This window comes from Lacinutrix sp. MedPE-SW (genome assembly GCF_001874145.1).
Classification (GTDB): domain Bacteria; phylum Bacteroidota; class Bacteroidia; order Flavobacteriales; family Flavobacteriaceae; genus Lacinutrix.
Genome location: NZ_MPCX01000001.1, coordinates 438,191 through 455,272, shown reverse-complemented (window position 1 = coordinate 455,272; position 17,082 = coordinate 438,191). Strand labels below are relative to the sequence as shown.

At 30.0% G+C, this 17,082-nt stretch carries 17 protein-coding genes and 1 tRNA gene; 12 read left to right on the top strand and 6 right to left on the bottom strand.

The genetic code is table 11. The features are described from left to right. Positions 1-57 precede the first annotated feature (57 nt). From hsdR to BM549_RS02060, 10 genes are all read left to right on the top strand, one after another. Complete coding sequence (gene hsdR / locus BM549_RS02105) at positions 58-2,427, top strand: EcoAI/FtnUII family type I restriction enzme subunit R (RefSeq protein ID WP_290468747.1); 2,370 nt, start codon at positions 58-60, stop codon at positions 2,425-2,427. Beyond that, positions 2,427-3,263, top strand: a complete 837-nt coding sequence (locus tag BM549_RS02100; protein WP_290468746.1) for an HNH endonuclease — start codon at positions 2,427-2,429, stop codon at positions 3,261-3,263. The genes hsdR and BM549_RS02100 overlap by 1 nt, the downstream gene beginning before the upstream one ends. Then, positions 3,256-4,686 (top strand): class I SAM-dependent DNA methyltransferase, encoded by a 1,431-nt coding sequence (locus BM549_RS02095; RefSeq protein WP_290468745.1) that lies wholly within the window; start codon positions 3,256-3,258, stop codon positions 4,684-4,686. Before BM549_RS02100 ends, BM549_RS02095 begins: the two co-directional genes overlap by 8 nt. A 1-nt stretch (position 4,687) precedes the next feature. Then, complete coding sequence (locus BM549_RS02090) at positions 4,688-6,367, top strand: restriction endonuclease subunit S (RefSeq protein ID WP_290468744.1); 1,680 nt, start codon at positions 4,688-4,690, stop codon at positions 6,365-6,367. Positions 6,368-6,369: 2 nt separating this feature from the next. Further along, the gene (locus BM549_RS02085) at positions 6,370-7,008 is read left to right on the top strand and encodes a hypothetical protein (protein ID WP_290468743.1); all 639 of its coding nucleotides are present in this window, start codon (positions 6,370-6,372) and stop codon (positions 7,006-7,008) included. A 16-nt stretch (positions 7,009-7,024) separates the two neighbouring features. Further along, entirely contained in the window at positions 7,025-9,049 is a 2,025-nt protein-coding gene (locus tag BM549_RS02080) for a restriction endonuclease subunit S (protein WP_290468742.1), read from the top strand. Further along, positions 9,046-10,179: a hypothetical protein gene (locus BM549_RS02075; protein ID WP_290468741.1), complete on the top strand. Its 1,134-nt coding sequence runs from the start codon at positions 9,046-9,048 to the stop codon at positions 10,177-10,179. The genes BM549_RS02080 and BM549_RS02075 overlap by 4 nt, the downstream gene beginning before the upstream one ends. Before the next feature lie 9 nt (positions 10,180-10,188). Next, positions 10,189-11,028 carry a GIY-YIG nuclease family protein gene (locus tag BM549_RS02070; RefSeq protein WP_290468740.1) on the top strand — a complete coding sequence of 280 codons (840 nt, stop codon included), beginning with the start codon at positions 10,189-10,191 and terminating at the stop codon, positions 11,026-11,028. An 82-nt stretch (positions 11,029-11,110) separates the two neighbouring features. Then, positions 11,111-11,245: a hypothetical protein gene (locus tag BM549_RS02065; protein ID WP_290468739.1), complete on the top strand. Its 135-nt coding sequence runs from the start codon at positions 11,111-11,113 to the stop codon at positions 11,243-11,245. Positions 11,246-11,265: 20 nt separating this feature from the next. Further along, a complete protein-coding gene (locus tag BM549_RS02060; RefSeq protein ID WP_290468738.1) occupies positions 11,266-11,907 on the top strand; it encodes a hypothetical protein in 642 nt (213 codons plus the stop codon). A 36-nt stretch (positions 11,908-11,943) separates the two neighbouring features. Here the strand turns inward: BM549_RS02060 and BM549_RS02055 are convergent, their stop codons facing one another. The 4 genes from BM549_RS02055 to BM549_RS02040 all read right to left on the bottom strand — a co-directional run bounded on the left by BM549_RS02055 (position 11,944) and on the right by BM549_RS02040 (position 14,667). Then, positions 11,944-12,372: a hypothetical protein gene (locus BM549_RS02055; protein WP_290468737.1), complete on the bottom strand. Its 429-nt coding sequence runs from the start codon at positions 12,370-12,372 to the stop codon at positions 11,944-11,946. Between the two features lie 52 nt (positions 12,373-12,424). Further along, entirely contained in the window at positions 12,425-13,168 is a 744-nt protein-coding gene (locus BM549_RS02050) for a hypothetical protein (RefSeq protein ID WP_290468736.1), read from the bottom strand. Beyond that, on the bottom strand, positions 13,161-14,540 hold the full coding sequence (locus BM549_RS02045) for a site-specific integrase (protein ID WP_290468735.1): 1,380 nt from the start codon (positions 14,538-14,540) through the stop codon (positions 13,161-13,163). Before BM549_RS02045 ends, BM549_RS02050 begins: the two co-directional genes overlap by 8 nt. 53 nt (positions 14,541-14,593) lie before the next feature. After that, a tRNA-Met gene (locus BM549_RS02040) sits at positions 14,594-14,667 on the bottom strand. A gap of 140 nt (positions 14,668-14,807) precedes the next feature. Here BM549_RS02040 and BM549_RS02035 point away from each other — a divergent pair. Both BM549_RS02035 and BM549_RS02030 read left to right on the top strand, forming a co-directional pair. After that, the gene (locus tag BM549_RS02035) at positions 14,808-15,194 is read left to right on the top strand and encodes an START-like domain-containing protein (protein WP_041301477.1); all 387 of its coding nucleotides are present in this window, start codon (positions 14,808-14,810) and stop codon (positions 15,192-15,194) included. 54 nt (positions 15,195-15,248) lie between these two features. Further along, the gene (locus tag BM549_RS02030) at positions 15,249-16,091 is read left to right on the top strand and encodes an aminotransferase class IV (protein WP_290468734.1); all 843 of its coding nucleotides are present in this window, start codon (positions 15,249-15,251) and stop codon (positions 16,089-16,091) included. A 4-nt stretch (positions 16,092-16,095) separates the two neighbouring features. Here the strand turns inward: BM549_RS02030 and BM549_RS02025 are convergent, their stop codons facing one another. Both BM549_RS02025 and BM549_RS02020 read right to left on the bottom strand, forming a co-directional pair. After that, on the bottom strand, positions 16,096-16,656 hold the full coding sequence (locus BM549_RS02025) for a YqgE/AlgH family protein (protein ID WP_290468733.1): 561 nt from the start codon (positions 16,654-16,656) through the stop codon (positions 16,096-16,098). Positions 16,657-16,790: 134 nt separating this feature from the next. Beyond that, entirely contained in the window at positions 16,791-17,063 is a 273-nt protein-coding gene (locus BM549_RS02020; RefSeq protein WP_013870774.1) for an HU family DNA-binding protein, read from the bottom strand. Positions 17,064-17,082: the final 19 nt, after the last annotated feature.

Here is a 17,082-nt window from a genome sequence, read left to right as displayed (position 1 = left end):
TTAAAAATATAGTAACTAAAGTTATTATTAGTAATGCTATATAAAATTTCGCTATTTATGAATAAAAAACAACTTACAGAAAGAGATATTTGCTCCAAATTTATAAATCCTGCATTACAAAAGGCAGGTTGGAATATAAGAACTCAAGTAAGAGAAGAAGTTTCTTTTACAGATGGACGAATTATCGTCCAAGGAAATATGCACACCAGAGCAAAAAATAAGCGAGCAGATTATATACTATATTACAAATCAAACATTCCTATTGCCATTATTGAGGCAAAAGACAATAAAAAAGCTGTTGGACATGGTATGCAACAAGCTTTAGAATATTCAGAAATATTACAAATCCCATTTGTATTTACTTCCAATGGAGATTCTTTTGTATTTCATGATAAAACAAGAATAGATGGAATTTTAGAAGAAGAGTTAACTTTAGATAACTTTCCATCGCCAGAAACTTTGTGGAAAAAATATTTAAAGTATAATAAAATTGAAACACCACAAGCACAAGAAATAGTAGAGAAAGACTATTACGCAGATGATAGTGGGATGACACCAAGATACTACCAGCAAAATGCAGTGAACAGAACCATAGAAGCAGTTGCTAAAGGACAAGATAAAATTATACTTGTCATGGCCACAGGAACTGGAAAAACCTATACAGCATTTAATATTATTTGGCGCTTATGGAAAACTGGTGTTAAAAAAAGAATATTATTTCTAGCAGATAGAAATGCATTGTTAACACAAACTAAAAATGGCGATTTTTCTCCTTTCGGAAATGATATCATGCATATTATTAAAAATAGAAAAATTGATAAATCCTATCAAATATATTTTGCATTATACCAAGGCTTAACAAGTAATGACGAAGATAAAAATGCTTACAAAGAGTTCAGTCCAGATTTTTTCGATTTAATAGTTATAGACGAGTGTCATCGTGGAAGTGCTTCTGAAGCATCTGCATGGCGAGATGTATTAACGTATTTTTCTTCAGCAACCCAAATAGGATTAACTGCAACACCTAAAGAAACTAAAGATGTTTCTAATATGGAATATTTTGGAGAACCTGTGTATACCTATTCTCTAAAACAAGGTATAGATGATGGATTTTTAGCACCTTACAAAGTAGTAAGAATTACTACAAGTGTAGATGATGGCTGGAGACCAACCGCAGGTTTAATAGATAAATATGGTAATGAGGTTAAAGACCGTATTTACAATTTAAAAGATTACGATAGAACTTTAGCAATTGACGAACGTACAGAAGTTGTAGCTAAAAAAATAACAGAATACCTTAAAGCTACAGACCGATTTGCAAAAACTATTGTGTTTTGTACAGATATTGATCATGCTAATAGAATGCGTCAAGCACTAATAAATGAGAATGCCGATTTAGTAGCCAAACATTGGAACTATTGTGTTAAAATAACAGGAGATGATGAGGTTGGTAAGCAAGAGTTAGACAATTTTACAGATGTAGAAGAAACCTTTCCTGTAATAGCTACTACCTCAAAAATGTTAACCACAGGAATTGATACTAAAATGGTCAAGTTTATTGTTTTGGAATCCAATATACAATCGGTTACAGAGTTTAAACAAATAATAGGTAGAGGCACAAGAATTCGTGAAGCAGAAGGAAAAGTATTCTTCACAATCATGGATTTTAGAAAAGCCACTAATATATTTGCAAGACCAGATTTTGATGGTGATCCTGTTCAGATTTATGAACCACAACCAGACGATCCAGTTGTACCACCAGATGTTTTAGAGCCAATTGTTTCAGAACCAGACAATCCTAGTATTCCTGATGTGTTTCAACCCACTAATCCAGATATTATTATTGGCGGAGAAGATGAAGAAGTTAAAAAATTCTACGTTAATCAAATTCCTGTTTCTGTAGTGCACGAACGCGTACAGTATTATGGAAAAGACGGAAAGTTAATTACTGAATCTTTAAAAGATTATTCTAAGAAAAATATTGAAAAAGAGTTTGCTTCTTTAGATGATTTTATTCAACGTTGGAATGAATCCGAAAAGAAAGAAGAACTCATAAAAGAGCTTGCAGAACATGGTGTTTTACTAGAAGCACTGCGTGAAGATGTAGGTCAAGATTTGGACGATTTCGATTTAATTTGCCATGTCGCCTTCGACCAACCTGTATTAACAAGACAAGAACGTGCTAATAACGTGCGAAAGCGAAATTACTTTGCTAAATACAGCGAAACTGCACAAAAAGTATTGAATAGTTTATTAGATAAATACGAACAGGAAGGTATCACATCTATAGAACAAGGTTCTATATTAAAAGTACAACCCTTAAACCAAATGGGTTCTGCTGTAGAATTAGTGCGCGCTTTTGGTAAAAAGAAAGACTTTGACCAAGCCATTAAAGACTTAGAAAACGAAATATACAATATTGCCTAATGTTTACTTATAAAGATATACAATGGGTGCGTAATGTTAAACGCGATGGTGGTGATACTTGGGCATATTTTGATATAGATAATGATGAAATGATTTTGCATTGGTCATCTTCGTACGTAAATCAACCAACACATGCAATGAAACCAAAAATAGGTGATATAGTAGTCTTGTTTCAAAAGATTAATAGTGATGGAAAAGTTTATTTTACCCATTTGTTAACACCTATAGATAATATTGAATTAGATTGTATAAAAACAAACCCCAAGTATCGTTGGGGACGAAAAATGAAGGTTCTTGCTAAAACTAAAAAATTGGGTAAACCATCAAATTTCAATTTAAAAGCAGTAAACCAAGGACATACGTATTCTGTCGATTTACTCGATAATAGCCTAAAAAAGAATACTATTCAAAAAATACTTTGGAACGCATTCATTCCATTTTTTAATGAAGATGCTTATCAAAAATATATTTCTCAACTCACAAATTATATTGAAGATGATGAAATCGATTCTTCTGGCAGTTCAGAAGGGAAGATAAATTACATACTGCACAAATTAAGAGAAAGAAATAATAAATTAGTGCGAGAAAAAAAAGCGTCTGTTATAAACCCAACATGCGAATGTTGTAATTTCGATTTCTCAAATACCTATCCAAATTTAGGAAACGGATTTATTGAGTGTCATCATAAAATTCCGATTAATCAAGGAGAAAGAATAACAAAACTAGAAGATTTAGCATTAGTCTGTGCCAATTGTCATAGAATGCTTCATAGAAAAAATAAAGAAAACGAATACTACACAGTAGAACAGTTAAAACAAATTATAATTAATGAGTAACATAACAACCAACATAAAAGGCATACGCGATATTATGCGTAAAGACACAGGAGTAGATGGAGACGCACAACGTATCTCGCAAATGGTGTGGATGCTTTTTATGAAAATATTTGCCGATAAAGAAGAAGAATGGGAAATCACCATAGATAATTATGAAAGTCCAATACCAGAACACCTAAAATGGCAAAATTGGGCAGCAGACGATGAAGGTTTAACAGGTGATGCCTTAATGGAGTTTATAGAAAACGAGTTATTTCCAACCTTAAAAGAGTTGGATATTACTATAAGTCCACAAGCAAAAATTATACGTTCGGTATTTGATGATACCTATAACTTTATGAAAAACGGAACACTCTTCCGTCAAGTAATAAATGTGATTAATAAGATTGATTTTAATGACTCTAAAGAGAGTCATGTGTTTAATGATATCTATGAAACTATTTTAAAAGAACTACAATCAGCAGGCTCTTCTGGTGAGTATTACACACCAAGAGCTGTCACGCAGTTTATGGTAGATATGATAAATCCGCAATTAGGAGAAAGCGTATTAGATCCTGCTTGTGGTACAGGTGGATTTTTAACTTGTACTATTGATCACGTTAGAAAACAAGTTAATGATCCCAAAGAACGAGCAATTTTACAACAATCTATACGTGGTGTCGAGAAAAAACCATTGCCACATTTACTATGTACTACCAATTTAATGCTACATGGTTTCGATTTACCTGCTGTACGCAGAGACAATTTACTAAGTAAACCCTATGCAGATTGGGGAGCAAAAGACAAGCTAGATATCATTTTGTCTAATCCGCCTTTTGGTGGTGTAGAAGAAGATGGTACAGAAACCAACTTTCCTAAAAAGTTTAGAACCAAAGAAACCGCCGATTTATTTTTAGCTTTAATTATTAAGTTATTAAAAGACAAAGGACGCTGTGCAATCGTTTTACCAGATGGTACTTTATTTGGTGAAGGAATGAAAACACGCCTAAAAGAAGAGTTACTAACTAAATGTAATTTACATACCATAGTACGTTTACCAAATGGTGTTTTTAACCCTTATACAAGTATTAAAACCAATTTGTTGTTTTTTGAAAAAGGCAAACCAACTAAAGAAATTTGGTATTACGAACACCAATACCCAAAAGGTGCCAAAAGCTACAATAAAAGCAAACCCATTAACATTAAAGAGTTTGATGTAGAAAAAAAATGGTGGAACAAACGTGTAGAAAATGAATTTGCTTGGAAAGTTTCTATTGAAGATATTAAAAAGCGTGGTTATAATTTAGATATTAAAAACCCACACCAAGAAGCCGATACTTTAGAAAGCCCTGAAGTTATTTTAGAAAAATTTAGAGCCACTGAACAAAAAATTTCTACCATACAAGACGAAATTATAAATGTGTTAACCGAAGCTTTAAAATAATATGCAGTTACTACAACATTTTAAAGAACTTACGGTTAGACCTAAAAATGCCGAAGAATTAAAAGGCTTGATTTTGCAATTGGCAATACAAGGAAAATTAACTACGAATTGGAGAAAAGAAAATCCAACGATTAAGTTGAATAATGAAAAACTGACAGGCATATCTGAAAAGGCTTTAAGTTTTTTGAATAAAGAAAGTGAAAGTATTAATCAGCTTGATGTACCTTCTACTTGGTTGAAACTGAAATTTAGAACTTTATTCGAAATGCAAGGAGGTTCACAGCCACCAAAATCTAAATTTTCATCAACTGAAAGGGATGGATATATTCGTCTTTACCAGATTCGTGATTTTGGAAAAAGCCCTGTTCCTGTATATGTGCCAGAAGATAGTGTTTCTAAAAGATGTACAGAAGATGATGTAATGATAGGAAGATATGGAGCTTCGATAGGTAAAATTTTTTATGGAAAAAATGGAGCTTATAATGTTGCCTTGGTTAGATTAATTTGGAGCAGAGAATTATTAGAACAAAATTTTGTTTATCAAATTTTCAGTTCTTATTATATGCAGGAATTTTTTCAAAATTGTACACGTTCAGCTCAAGCAGGTTTTAATAAAACAGATATGGGAAAACTTAATATCCCACTTCCACCACTAGAAGAACAAAAAGAAATCGTAAAAGTAGTAGAAACCCTTTTTAAAGAAGTAGCACAATTAGAGCAATTAACAGTAGAGCGTATTGGTTTAAAAGAAGACTTTGTAACGTCTGCTTTAAACCAACTCACTACCAATAAAGCTAACCAAGAATGGACTTTTTTACAAGACCATTTTAAACCTTTCTTTAATGAAGCCACAAACATTAAAAAGTTAAGAGAAACGGTTTTGCAATTAGCAGTACAAGGTAAATTGACGAGTGAGTGGCGCGCTAATCATCCAGATACAGAAGATGCTTCTGTTTTACTAAAACGCATACAAAAAGAGAAAGCACAACTTATTAAGGATAAAAAAATAAAAAAGGAAAAAGCTTTACCAAAAATTACTAAAGATGAAATTCCTTATGAGTTACCTGAGGGTTGGGTTTGGTGTCGTGTAGGTGAAATTCTGAATGTAAAGTCAAGTAAGCGTGTATTTAAATCTGATTACGTAAAAGAAGGTGTGCCTTTTTTTAGGTCGAAAGAAATTGGACAATTAGGAAGAGGGCAAGAAGTCACAACCGAATTATTTATTGAAAGAGAAAAGTTTGAAAAGTTCAAGAACGATTTTGGAGTAACAAAAGCAGGTGATATTTTAATAGCTTGTATTGGAGGTTCAATAGGAAATACTTGGCTAGTTGATGATAGAGAGTTCTACTATAAAGATGGAAACTTAGTTCAATTGGATTCAATCCCTGAAATTGATAGTTTTTACTTGTTAAAATATTTAGATAGTAATGTTTTTTATGACTCTGCTTTGGGTAGAGTTTCTGGTTCTGCTTATAATGCCTTAACTATTGAGAAAATAAAAAAGTCTTTATTTCCCCTTCCAAATGAATTAGAACAAAAAGCCATTGTAGAAAAAGTAAATACTTTAATGGGTTTATGTGATAGCTTAGAGCAAGAGGTAGAGCAAAGTCAAGAACATCGTGAGATGTTAATGCAGAGTTGTTTGAGGGAGGTTTTTGAGGGAGAACATAAAACAGTTTAGGTATGAGTGAAAATAAAGGACTAACTAATTTAGAGATAATTTTAATTATTGTAGTAATTATCCTTGTTTATGTTATGACAATAGGCTATGTAGATCTTATAGACAGACTAGAAGAGAAGGAAGAAAGAGCGGAAATAAAAGAATTAGAAAAGAATGAAGAAAAAATCCCACTTTCTAAGTTAAAATATAGGCATACAAGAATTAAAGATATAATATCTAAAAACGAAGCGGTTAATAATAAACTTAACAGAAGGTTTAAACTAATATATAATAGTGTTAAAGTAATAATGGTATTACTGTTTTTTGGTTTTGTTTTTACACTATATTTTGGCTTTGGAGTAACTGATTTAGGTCAATTACTTACTTGGCTTGGTGGAGTTACAATTTTATTGGGACTAGCTTCTTTTATAGCTTTTGGTACGTTAAATGGTGTTTCGGATTTTATTAACAGTATAAAAATGAAGTTAGAATCTTCAATACGCTCTAAATGTCTTTCTATAGAAGAAAAGCTACCAATTTATAGAGAAGAAGAGAAGATGTTGGCTGAAGCTATAACTTTAGAAGAAAAACAAATATTAATATCTAATAAGACAGTTGTTGAAAATGAGGTTTTTATAGATAATAGAGATGAGATTGTTTAAGAAAAGTATATGAACAATGAAAAATGAATCTGAAATAAGAGAAGAAATAGTTTTATATCTAGAAACTCTTGGATATGGAAAAGAAACTATAATGCACGAAGTGCTTATAGATTCTCATAGAAGAGTAGATTTAGTAATTACTTCTGGTGATAAAAATTTAGTAGCAATAGAAATAAAATCTAATCCAATAATATTTAATGACATTAGCGATATTGGTTTCAGCCCAATAGCTAGACAATTGCAGAAATCTGCTCAACACTTAGGTGCTGATTTTTATATGATTTCAAATGGTATTAAACATTTATGGTTAAAAACTAATGAAATAGGAAGGCCTACTGAAATTGCGCCTATACATAGAAAAGATTTTGGGACCAAAAAACTCACGAATAAAGAGTATTTACAGTCTTTGTTTTATAATATTTCATCCTTCCTTCAAAATTTTCCAATAACAGGAGATTTATCTTATGATTTGTCTTTAGTAATACATAGGAAAATTCTAAAGGATTTAGGCATTAGTTATGATGATAGTTTTAATGAAAATTATAAAGTTAACAATACTTCTGGAAAAAAAATTGAACAAGTTTTAGAGCGATGGGAAGATTTAAATTTTATTGACAACCAAGAGTATATATTAAAATACATAGATGATTTCTTATTAAAATCTAAGTATGATTGGCAAGTACCACGATGGTTAGCAAATTTTATGGTTAGTTTATATCCAGATAGCAAACCTAAAAATGAACTGTTAGATATTTTTGCAAAATACGGAACATTAATAAGTAGTGCGCATAATAATAACTGGAAAAATGTTGAAAGCTTTTATTTCAATAAGAATAACGAGTTTTGGATAAAATCACAGCAATTACTTACTAGTAAAAAGTTGTCAAAACCTGTGTTTTCTCCAGATTTATTGGAGGATAATCTTTTTGGTATTTTCAGTGATAGATTTGATTGTGTTTTAGTTGCTCCTCCTTTTGGTTATAAGGTTTTACCAAAGTATGGATCTGGTAAAATTGATAGTATAGAATTGTTAATTTCAAAAGGTTTAGATAGGTGTAAAAAAGATGGTTATGTTATTGCTATAGTTTCAGATGGTGTTTTATTATCATCTTCATTTAAAAAATTTCGAAATGAGCTATTTAAAAAGTATTCAATTAAAGGAATAATTAATTTAACTCCGGATACTTTTAAACCATATTCGGCAGTTTCTACTAGTGTAATTGTTATTCAGAAAAGCAACCTAATTAATCAAGAAACCTTTTTCGCTTCACTAGATGATATTCCAAAAACAGATGATGTTTCTAATAATAGTATTTTAAATAATTGGAAATTATTTATAGCGAATAAAAAAATTGATAATGAGCGAATTGGATTTATAAGTAGCAACCTTAATATTGATAATTTTCACTTTTCAAATTATTGGTATCGTGATTTTCAAAATGATAACCTAAATTCAGGATTTCAAGCAATTCCTTTAAAAGAATTGGTTCATTTAATTAAAAGAGGTAATACCTATAAAAAAGATAAAAAAGAAGATATACCTTATTTAGCACCAGCAGCAGTAAGAAATATGAAACTTTTAGAAGAAGGGCTTTCATTTACCTCTACAGATAAGGTTCCTAATAAATTGATAACTGCTGAAATAGATGATATAATAGTTAATATAATAGGAACTCAAAAAGGTAGTGCAGCTATTGTTACAGATACTTTTAAGGGTCTAGGTTTAAATCAACATCTTGTATTATTACGTCCAAATTTAAATATTATTAAACCCTATTATTTAGTTATTGCTTTAAATAGTGATTATGTTCAAAAGCAATTTGAAGATGGTTCTACTGGTAGTGTGATTCCATCTTTAAGTCTAAAAAGTTTTGAATCTGTATATATTCCAGTACCACCATTTATTGTTCAAGATGAAATTTGTGAAAAGTACAATCAAAAGATAAGTATAATTCATAAACAAGAAAATTTATTAAATAAAGAAAAACAGGAATTGAAAAAAATGTTTTCTGATTTAGGAAAGGAGGATGATTTATTATGAAATCTTTCCCTATAATTAAAAGAAGAGTTTTAGAAGAAACCTTTGATTCTTTAGTTGATCTTTATTCTTCTGAAAGAATAAAAATTTTAAATGCTGCCAGTTTAGCATTAACCACAGGTCCTAGTCCATTTGTTATCAATGCTGGTCCTATTGATCCACAATTAGCAACGTTAAGACATAAAGTTAGACTCACTGGAGGTAATCAAGGTAGAGATGCTTTAATTCTTTTAGTTGAAGCTTTACATAAAGACTTTATTCAACATGGCGCTATTGGTGTAAATGCAAATGATTTTTGCGAGGTTTTAGTGTTTAAAATTAAAGAAGGTTTTGAGTTAAAATATTTATCTAATGGTTGTTGGAATTTAGAATGGATGTTACATACACCACAAGGTGATGAATATATCTCAATACCTTTAAGAAAGTCTTCAATTTCTCAAAACGACATTGTACCACATTATTTAATTCAGTATGTAAATCAGGCAATAATAGCCTATGAGAATGAAAATTACTTAACAGCTTTATCATTAATTTCTATTGCATTAGAAGGAACTTTGCGTGATGCATTAGCATCTAAAGGTTATACTTACACTTATGGTTTACCTACTAATGATAGTTATGAAATTAAAAGTGCTGAAATTTCTGCAAGTCAAAATGGATATAATATTGATTTTCAGGATGCGATGCCTAGAGCTAATAATGATTTTCTGAGTGAAGCTAACCAAAACGCTCCACATATGGTTAGGGTGAAAAGAATTCAAAAAAACACTAATTGGTTTTTAGAAATAAGGGATGCTGAATATTTAAAAGATTTTTGGTCTTCAGATGTTATTAACCAACAAGGACAGGTAAATATTACTGGACTCGGTGCTGCTTTGAGAGTGGCTAGAGACGTTCATGGTGCAAATATCTTAGATGCTATGATTTTAGCAACAGATATTGATGATGTCATTCAACAAGTTCGTAATAATTTAATTCATTTATCAGGTGATGCAATTACTAATACTATTCCTGCTGTTGGAATGTCATTAGAAGATTTTGCTTCAGATCAAGCTAGAGTTTTTGATACTATTTCATCTATAAGTGATGCAATTGATAAATTGTATTCAAAGATTGCAGATGGTACAATTTAAAATTAAAAAATGACTAGACCACAAACCATACAGATATTTTTACCAGACGGTTCACCTACCAGTATTCGTGAAGCAGAACTCACTAATAGATTGGTGAAGGCTATTTTGTTTCCTAGAAATAAACTACAAGAAGTTGCCAAACGTGAGATGGTACATTTTACTGGTGTTTACTTTTTATTTGGTAACACAGAAGATGGTGCAAAATCATTAGTTTATATTGGAGAAGGAGAAGATTGTTTTACACGTATACAGTCGCACAATCGTAAAAAGGATTTTTGGACACATTGTGTAATCATCACCACCAAAACAGACGAGTACACTAAAACAGATGGAAAGTATTTAGAGCATTATTGTTTAGCTAAAGCCAAAGAAATTGGTCGATATATTACCGATAATGATACAGGTTCTAAAAAGCCATCTATAAGCGAAAGTAGAGAATATGATTTGTTAGATAATTTTGATACTGCCAAGATATTATTAGCAACTTTGGGTTATCCCATTTTTGAAGAAAAACGAAAAGCAAAAAGTAACAAAGAGTTGTTTTATTGTCAAGGCAAAGGAGCTTTAGCAAAAGGAGAATTAACAGATGATGGCTTTTTAGTTTACAAGGGAAGTACGTCCAGTATAGAAGAAACTAATAGTATAACAAAATGGATTGGTGTTCTACGTAGACGTTTGTTAGATGATGAAATTCTTAAGGAAGAAAACCAAGTTTATGTTTTGCAACAAGATTATATATTTAACTCACCAAGTGCTGCTGCAGCAACCATTTTAGGGCGTTCTACTAATGGTTGGACTAAATGGAAAGATAAAGATGGGAAGACTTTAGATGAGTTGAAAAGAAAGTAATAAGATTTAACTGTCAGTATCTAGAAACAGCAAATATTAGTGGTGTAGTTTTGTATTATTATTAATTTAAAAACTAAATATTATGAGTAATCAAAACAATCACAAAGCAAATCAATCTAATCCAAACAAAGGTACATCTGGTAGTAATAACGCTAATAGTAAAGTACATGGTAATAGAGGTGCGCAATTAAACCCTAATAGAAGTTCTAAAAAGTAAGATTGTAATTTATTATATAGATGCCAAAAGAAAAGTTAAATCAATGGGCTGAGTTATTGATGGCTATAACTCCTAAAGGTCATAAATGGAAAGATTTTTGGCATCTATGTAATGTGTTAACTGGTTATTTATGTAGTGATAGTTTTAAATCATCTAGACGTTGGTTAGTATATGTTATGCATATTTCAAATTGGATAGATTTAAAAGAAACGCCATATAAAACGTTAACTAATCAAGATTTAGCAAACCTTTTTGATAGTAATGTAAATATAAAAATTAGTCAAGAAGAAATTTACAGCTTATTTAATACAACTAGAAATACTTTTAAGAAGAATTTTAAAAATTATTTAGAGTTACCAAAAGAGGCTAAAATGGGTAAGATACTTCTAGCTTATATTACAAAATGGCAAGATTCTAGACATTATTTGGTTGAGCCAATTAGTAAACAACAATTAGCAGATTTATCAGGGTTATATCATAAAAAAATAGCTACTATGTTTGTTGAAATTCCGCAAGCTCAAGATTATTTTGAAACAGTAGAACTACCTTATGAAAAAATAAAACAATTTCCACCTCGCTTAGTAGAAATATTTTTTGAAGAAATAGGAGAGCCGGAACGAATTGATGAATTAATTTCAATAATAAAACTAAATGAAGATTAATTATTCTAAAATTTTTTACTTGTATTTGTAAAATTATCACCCTTTCAAATAAACAACACTTTTAGTTTCAATATCATAGTAAGGCCTATTACCAAATTGATCAATTTGCATGTTATTAATAGGTAAATATCTAGAAGTAAGTAAGTTTTTTAATGCATCTAAATCGCCTTTAGTAGCAGGCTTGTTTTTATTAGAAGTAGCAATAGATTTTATTCCATCTGCTATTAAATTACCAATTGCAGCATTGCCAATCCCAGATGTGCTCATTGAGTCAATTTTAGTTTTAGATGGAGTAGAAGGTAAAGGTGGTGTTGTAGAAAGTTTATTATTTGTAGTGATTTTGTTATTTTCAGATTTACGTTTGTGGTGTGCTTTAGATCTGCAAGTATTACTACAATACTGTTGCACTCTTCTACGGGTTGGTTCAAATTCTTTATAACAATATTTGCAGGTGTAAAGTTTCATAAAAATATAATTTAGCGTCAAACTAACGTTTGTTTGACGCTAAATATAATATTTATTCATCAATATTAAAAATAGATTTCAGTATCATTTTTCTAGCTTCTTCTTCAGTTACTAAAGGCTTTTTCTTTACTTTTTTCTGTTTATTAGTTTTTTCAACAGGAGATTGTTCAGCTTTTATTTCAGTTGGTTCCTTTTTATTGTTGTCTTTTAAATTTCTGTTTAGTTTTGGTAAAGGACTTAGGTTTAATGGTTTCTGAAATGTTTCGAAATTAGACTCAATTATTCTAAGTGTATGGTGATTATTAAATGCTATCTTTTTCCTATCAGGATAAAATTGTTTAATTATTTCATTTAAATGTTTCTTGTATAGAAAAAGTTGAATTTTAAATAAGCCAGTAATTGATGGTGTAATCTCTTGAATGCAATTAATGTTATTGTTTAGCCAGTTAGAAATGTGTAGTACACATTCAGTTTGTTCAAAATATTTATCTATTAAAAAAGAAAACTCATAATCTTTCAGCTTATTTTTCTCTTCAATTAATTCAAAGGTTAGTTCATTTAATTCTTTAGTTTTTTTTACATATCGAATATTATCAATTTCGGGATCATAGTAAAATGCGCCATATTCAAAATCAATTACCGATAGTTTATTAAAGAGTATCTCTTTATAATCTTTGAAAGGAGTTTCTTCTAATAATTCTAAATCAAATATTTCTATAGGAATAAAAAAGAAAAAGTTATTCCAAAGTTTTATAACTAATCTAGAATGTAAGTCTTGTAATTCTTTACTAGTCATTTTTATTTTTTAAAAGTTCAGAATAATCAGCAGGAAGCTCTGCATCAATATCACGTAAATATTTTTCTAGAGCAGACATCGTTGAATGTCCTGTAATTAACATTAATTTACTTTTAGCTTCAAACGGTGATGATGTTTTAACTAAACCTCTATAAAGTTTAGTAATGTAAGTGTGCCTAAAACTATAAAGCCCGTAATTAATTCCTAAATTAAATTTCTCCTTAACGTTTCTTTTAAATCGTTTAGAATAAAAGTCGCGTTTGTTATTAAGCTGCGTTTCCCAAGGTCCTCCAATTATATCTCCTGCAAATAAATAATCATCTGGCTTATACTGCGTAAGATCTGGTAACTCATTCCACAAAATTTCAGGAATTATCTTTGTTTTTAATGGGCTATTTTTAGCTTTAAATTGAACTGTTCTATTCTCTATATTAATATCTTTAATCTTAATCCTACACACCTCTAAAGGTCTTAAAAAATTAAAGGCAATAAACTTAATGTATAATAGTAAAACTTTGTCAGTTTCTCGCAGGTGGTTAAATATAGCCTCTTGTTGTTTCTGTGAATACGTTTTATTTCTATTAGGTGTAGATTTTAAAATAGGTATTTTCTTTACAAAGTTTGTAGTAATAATTTCATTATCTTCTAAAACCTGTATAATACTGCTCAACTCGGTTCTATAGTTATTTCTATTTCTAGCACTTGTTTTATATAACACATCATTTAAAAAATCTAAAAGATGCTTTTTCGTTAAATCATCTATTGTTTTAATTTCTGGACGATTGTTATATATCCAATTCAAGAAAAAATCAACTCTATTCTTATAACTTCTAAAAGTGGTAACGCTAACAATTTGTTTTTTAAAATTTATAGCAAAATTAAAAGCTTCGTCAATTTTTAGTTTAGGTTCTTCAATTGTTTCCTCAACAGGCTCAATTTCAGGTTCATTTTTAGTTTCAACAATAGGAGTTGTTGGGATAACAATTTTAGGTTCTGGTGTTATAGGTTGTGCAGGAATTGAACTAGCAACCTTTTTGGCATTAATTATTTTATTATGAATTTCTGTATTATCCTCAAACGGACTATAACCTTGATTTAATATTTTTAAAAGTACTTTTCGATATTGTATTAAAACTTGCAAACGATCTTCTTTAGTTGTGAAGGTATTTGCATTTCCATAGTAAGGTGTTACTCTTTTTAATTTACCTGTTTCAGGATGTCTAAAAGAAAAATAAACATACCATCTTTTAGATAAATCTCCATTGGCATCATAAATTTTAGGAGCAGAAAAATTTTTTTTCTTTGTCAAATCGTATGCATTTTCGTATTCATAATCGTATGCAAAAGTAATTACTTGTTTAAAATTAAGCATAAAAAAAACGGTTTAGAAAGGCTAAACCGTTTATTTTCATACTATTTACTTAGTAGCGAGAGCGGGGCACGATCCCGCGGCCTCCGGGTTATGAATCCGACGCTCTAACCAACTGAGCTACCTCGCCATTTATTTGTGGCTGCAAATATATAAACAAATTGATTGTTAGCAAACATTATTCTGAAATAAAATAATTATTTAAAAATTTCTCAACTTATTAATTAATGTATATATTGAGCAAAATAATATTTTTACACAACCAATCAAATGAACGAAAAAATCAAATACGAATTAGAATTTCCTATACACGCCTCACCTTCATTACTTTATCAATATATATCAACACCTTCAGGATTGTCTGAATGGTATGCAGATAATGTAAACTCTCGTGGTGAACTGTTTAAATTCATTTGGGATGGAGCAGAAGAGCAAGCGAAACTTTTAACTAAAAAAAGTGGAGAACGCATAAAATTTAGATGGATTGACGATGAAGATGAACCATATTATTTTGAAATTAGAATTCAAGTAGACGAAATTACTAAGGATGTTTCTATAATGATTACAGATTTTGCAGAAGAAGATGAAGTAGAAGAAAGTAAAATGTTATGGGAAAATCAAATTTCAGATTTAAAACAAGTTTTAGGTTCTGCCTAAACAAATACATTTATAAAACTTATATTTGCGCTGAAGAAATTCAGCGCTTTTTTTATGATAAATGTTAACGGAAATATTACAGAAAACAATCAAATTTTAACTCCAGAAAATAGAGGATACAGCTATGGTGATGCTCTTTTTGAAACGATAAAGGTTTCTCATGGAAAAATATTATTTCTTGAAGACCACTATTTTAGGTTAATGGCATCAATGCGTATTATGCGTATGGAAATTCCTATGCATTACACTATGGAGTTTTTTGAAGAAGAGCTAAATAAAACAGTTAGTGCAAATAGTTTAGAAAATGCTTCGGCCAGAGCAAAAATACAAGTACATAGAAATGTTGGTGGTTTATATTTACCAACAAATAAAGAGGTGAGTTTTATAATTTCGGTTAAAAAATTAGAAACAGATTTTTATTTATTAGATGAAACACATTACGAAGTAGATTTATTTAAGGATTTTTACGTTGCTCCAGGATTACTTTCTACTTTAAAATCTAATAATAAAGCAATAAATGTTGTTGGTAATATTTATGCTAAAGAAAACGATTTAGATAATTGTTTACTTTTAAATACCAATAAAAGTGTTGTTGAAGCGCTTAATGGTAACTTGTTTTTGGTAAAAGGAAAAACCATAAAAACGCCACCTTTGGCAGATGGTTGTTTAAAAGGTATTATGAGACTTCAAATACTTAATATTTTAGAGCTTTTACCAGAGTATACTGTAGAAGAAGCTTCAATTTCGCCATTTGAGTTACAAAAAGCAGATGAATTATTTATTACAAATGTAATTACAGGAATCCAGCCAATAAGTAAATACAGAAAAAAGAAATTTGGTAACGAAGTAGCTAAGCTATTACTTCAAAAATTAAATGTAAAGGTAAGATTAAGTTAGGTGCTTAATTGTAGCTTGGGTTTTCTGGAGCGTTAGACCATATACTATAATTACCACCAAGTTCAACCATTTTTTCTTTCCAGAAAAACTCGTAATCTTTTTCAATTATAGCTTTTTTATGAATGTTTTTAGTAACTACCCAAGCATTAGATTTTAATTCTTCTTCTAATTGGTTGCATTCCCAACCAGAATAACCTAAAAAGAATTTTATATCTTTTTCGCTTATTTTATTTTCGGTTATTAGCTTTGAAACTTCACTAAAATCGCCACCCCAATAAATACCTAAAGATATTTCTATACTGTTTGGTATTAAATGTGGTACCTTATGGATAAAGTATAAATTATCCTGTTCAACAGGACCACCATTATATACCTTAAACGGAGTTTCTATCTCTGGTATAAGGTCACTAATAGTATAATCTAAAGGTTTGTTTAATATAAAACCTATAGAGCCTTCATTGGAGTGATCTGTTAATAAAACAATAGAGCGGTTAAACGATAAATCTCCTATTATTGATGGTTCTGCGACTAACAAATCTCCTTTAGTTGGTTTAGTTAAAATCATAAAAAAAGAAATTTACATAATAAATGTATACTTTATTTTTATAAAAAACAACAGTTTCCATGGTTTATAATTGGTTTAAAAAGAAAAAAGCCTTCTTTAACAGAAGGCTTTTTGTATTTATGATGTAGTAAATATTAGTTTACTGCATTTGCTAAATCAGAACCAGCTTTAAACTTAACTACGTTTTTAGCTTTGATTTTTATTGTTTTTCCTGTTTGAGGGTTTCTTCCGTCTCTAGCAGCTCTTTTTGATACTGACCAAGATCCAAAACCTACTAATGAAACTCTGTCACCTTTTTGTAAAGCGCCTTCAATTTCAATTAACGCACATTCTAAAGCTTTCTTAGAAGCTGCTTTAGTAATTCCTGCGTGTTCTGCCATAGCATCGATTAAATCTGTTTTGTTCATAATTTTAATTTTAATTATT

Bases quoted from the DNA above. Each gene is read 5' to 3' on its own strand.
- hsdR (WP_290468747.1), top strand. From the start codon at position 58: ATGAATAAAAAACAACTTACAGAAAGAGATATTTGCTCCAAATTTATA.
- BM549_RS02100 (WP_290468746.1), top strand. From the start codon at position 2,427: ATGTTTACTTATAAAGATATACAATGGGTGCGTAATGTTAAACGCGAT.
- BM549_RS02095 (WP_290468745.1), top strand. From the start codon at position 3,256: ATGAGTAACATAACAACCAACATAAAAGGCATACGCGATATTATGCGT.
- BM549_RS02090 (WP_290468744.1), top strand. From the start codon at position 4,688: ATGCAGTTACTACAACATTTTAAAGAACTTACGGTTAGACCTAAAAAT.
- BM549_RS02085 (WP_290468743.1), top strand. From the start codon at position 6,370: ATGAGTGAAAATAAAGGACTAACTAATTTAGAGATAATTTTAATTATT.
- BM549_RS02080 (WP_290468742.1), top strand. From the start codon at position 7,025: ATGAAAAATGAATCTGAAATAAGAGAAGAAATAGTTTTATATCTAGAA.
- BM549_RS02075 (WP_290468741.1), top strand. From the start codon at position 9,046: ATGAAATCTTTCCCTATAATTAAAAGAAGAGTTTTAGAAGAAACCTTT.
- BM549_RS02070 (WP_290468740.1), top strand. From the start codon at position 10,189: ATGACTAGACCACAAACCATACAGATATTTTTACCAGACGGTTCACCT.
- BM549_RS02065 (WP_290468739.1), top strand. From the start codon at position 11,111: ATGAGTAATCAAAACAATCACAAAGCAAATCAATCTAATCCAAACAAA.
- BM549_RS02060 (WP_290468738.1), top strand. From the start codon at position 11,266: ATGCCAAAAGAAAAGTTAAATCAATGGGCTGAGTTATTGATGGCTATA.
- BM549_RS02055 (WP_290468737.1), bottom strand. From the start codon at position 12,372: ATGAAACTTTACACCTGCAAATATTGTTATAAAGAATTTGAACCAACC.
- BM549_RS02050 (WP_290468736.1), bottom strand. From the start codon at position 13,168: ATGACTAGTAAAGAATTACAAGACTTACATTCTAGATTAGTTATAAAA.
- BM549_RS02045 (WP_290468735.1), bottom strand. From the start codon at position 14,540: ATGCTTAATTTTAAACAAGTAATTACTTTTGCATACGATTATGAATAC.
- BM549_RS02035 (WP_041301477.1), top strand. From the start codon at position 14,808: ATGAACGAAAAAATCAAATACGAATTAGAATTTCCTATACACGCCTCA.
- BM549_RS02030 (WP_290468734.1), top strand. From the start codon at position 15,249: ATGATAAATGTTAACGGAAATATTACAGAAAACAATCAAATTTTAACT.
- BM549_RS02025 (WP_290468733.1), bottom strand. From the start codon at position 16,656: ATGATTTTAACTAAACCAACTAAAGGAGATTTGTTAGTCGCAGAACCA.
- BM549_RS02020 (WP_013870774.1), bottom strand. From the start codon at position 17,063: ATGAACAAAACAGATTTAATCGATGCTATGGCAGAACACGCAGGAATT.